This window comes from Pseudoxanthomonas sp. SE1 (assembly GCF_029542205.1).
Lineage (GTDB): Bacteria > Pseudomonadota > Gammaproteobacteria > Xanthomonadales > Xanthomonadaceae > Pseudoxanthomonas_A.
In genome coordinates, this window is record NZ_CP113783.1 from 420,001 (window position 1) to 422,500 (window position 2,500).

The window sequence follows — 2,500 nt, forward strand, 5'->3', positions numbered from 1 at the left end:
CGTGGCAAGCTTAACCGTATAGGGGAGGCGAAGGGAAACCGAGTCTGATAAGGGCGCATAGTCGCGGGCAGTAGACCCGAAACCGGGTGATCTAGTCATGCCCAGGGTGAAGGTGCCGTAACAGGTACTGGAGGCCCGAACCCACTCCCGTTGCAAAGGTAGGGGATGAGGTGTGATTAGGAGTGAAAAGCTAATCGAACCCGGAGATAGCTGGTTCTCCTCGAAAGCTATTTAGGTAGCGCCTCGTATGAATCTTCTTGGGGGTAGAGCACTGTTATGGCTAGCGGGACATCGCGTCTTAGCAAACCATGGCAAACTCCGAATACCAAGACAGAATGTACGGGAGACACACGGCGGGTGCTAACGTCCGTCGTGAAAAGGGAAACAACCCAGACCCACAGCTAAGGTCCCAAATTTCGTGCTAAGTGGAAAACGATGTGGAAAGGCACAGACAGCCAGGAGGTTGGCTTAGAAGCAGCCACCCTTTAAAGAAAGCGTAATAGCTCACTGGTCGAGTCGGTCTGCGCGGAAGATTTAACGGGGCTAAGCACGAAACCGAAGCTTGGGGTGCATAACTTTGTTATGCGCGGTAGAGGAGCGTTCCGTAAGCCGTTGAAGGTGACTTGAGAAGGTTGCTGGAGGTATCGGAAGTGCGAATGCTGACATGAGTAACGATAATGCGGGTGAAAAGCCCGCACGCCGAAAGCCCAAGGTTTCCTTGCGCAACGTTAATCGACGCAGGGTTAGTCGGTCCCTAAGGCGAGGGCGAAAGCCGTAGTCGATGGGAAGCAGGTTAATATTCCTGCACCTCGCGTGAGTGCGATGGAGGGACGGAGAAGGTTAGGTGTACCGGGCGTTGGTTGTCCCGGGGAAAGGCGGTAGGTTTGGATCTTTGGCAAATCCGGGATCCTTTAAGACCGAGCACCGAGACGAGTCCTTTTGGACGAAGTCACTGATACCACGCTTCCAGGAAAAGCTCCTAAGCTTCAGCTCACGCAGACCGTACCGTAAACCGACACAGGTGGGTAGGATGAGAATTCTCAGGCGCTTGAGAGAACTCGGGTGAAGGAACTAGGCAACATGGCACCGTAACTTCGGGAGAAGGTGCACCCTCTTTGGTGGCCCATGCGGGCTATAGCTGAGGGGGGTCGCAGAAACCAGGCCGCTGCGACTGTTTATCAAAAACACAGCACTCTGCAAACACGAAAGTGGACGTATAGGGTGTGACGCCTGCCCGGTGCTGGAAGGTTAATTGATGGGGTCAGCCGCAAGGCGAAGCTCTTGATCGAAGCCCCAGTAAACGGCGGCCGTAACTATAACGGTCCTAAGGTAGCGAAATTCCTTGTCGGGTAAGTTCCGACCTGCACGAATGGCGTAACGACAGCGGCGCTGTCTCCACCCGAGACTCAGTGAAATTGAAATCGCTGTGAAGATGCAGCGTTCCCGTGGCAAGACGGAAAGACCCCGTGAACCTTTACTATAGCTTTACATTGAACGTTGAGTTCGTCTGTGTAGGATAGGTGGGAGGCTATGAAACCTTGGCGCTAGCTGAGGTGGAGCCAACCTTGAAATACCACCCTGATGTGCTTGACGTTCTAACCTAGGTCCGTAATCCGGATCGGGGACCATGTATGGTGGGTAGTTTGACTGGGGCGGTCTCCTCCCAAAGAGTAACGGAGGAGCTCGAAGGTACGCTCAGCGCGGTCGGACATCGCGCACTGTGTGCAAAGGCATAAGCGTGCTTGACTGCGAGATCGACGGATCAAGCAGGTACGAAAGTAGGACTTAGTGATCCGGTGGTTCTGTATGGAAGGGCCATCGCTCAACGGATAAAAGGTACTCCGGGGATAACAGGCTGATACCGCCCAAGAGTTCATATCGACGGCGGTGTTTGGCACCTCGATGTCGGCTCATCACATCCTGGGGCTGTAGTCGGTCCCAAGGGTATGGCTGTTCGCCATTTAAAGTGGTACGCGAGCTGGGTTCAGAACGTCGTGAGACAGTTCGGTCCCTATCTGCCATGGGCGTTGGAGATTTGAGAGGGGCTGCTCCTAGTACGAGAGGACCGGAGTGGACGAACCTCTGGTGTTCCGGTTGTCACGCCAGTGGCATTGCCGGGTAGCTATGTTCGGAAGCGATAACCGCTGAAAGCATCTAAGCGGGAAGCGCGCCTCAAGATGAGATCTCCCGGGGCACAAGCCCCCTAAAGGAACCATCAAGACTAGGTGGTTGATAGGTCAGGTGTGTAAGTGGGGCAACCCATTGAGCTAACTGATACTAATGATCCGTGTGGCTTGACCATATAACCTCAAGTGGCCTTGGACTCGACGATATCGTCAGAGAAAATCCAATGCCCGCTACGTCACAAGACCCTATGAGAGATTGGCGCCTTAATCCGTCTGTTGGATGGCGACGCTCCAACCCTCTCCCTGGTGAAATTAGCGCTGTGGTCCCACCCGTTCCCATCCCGAACACGGAAGTGAAACGCAGCCGCGCCGAT

General features: G+C 54.4%; 2 rRNA genes (both running past the window's edge). Both read left to right on the forward strand.

The annotated features are described in order from the left end of the window. A 23S ribosomal RNA gene (locus tag OY559_RS01985) occupies positions 1-2,302 on the forward strand; it begins 577 nt to the left of the window's first position. A 126-nt stretch (positions 2,303-2,428) separates the two neighbouring features. Further along, a 5S ribosomal RNA gene (gene rrf / locus OY559_RS01990) occupies positions 2,429-2,500 on the forward strand; it runs 43 nt beyond the window's last position.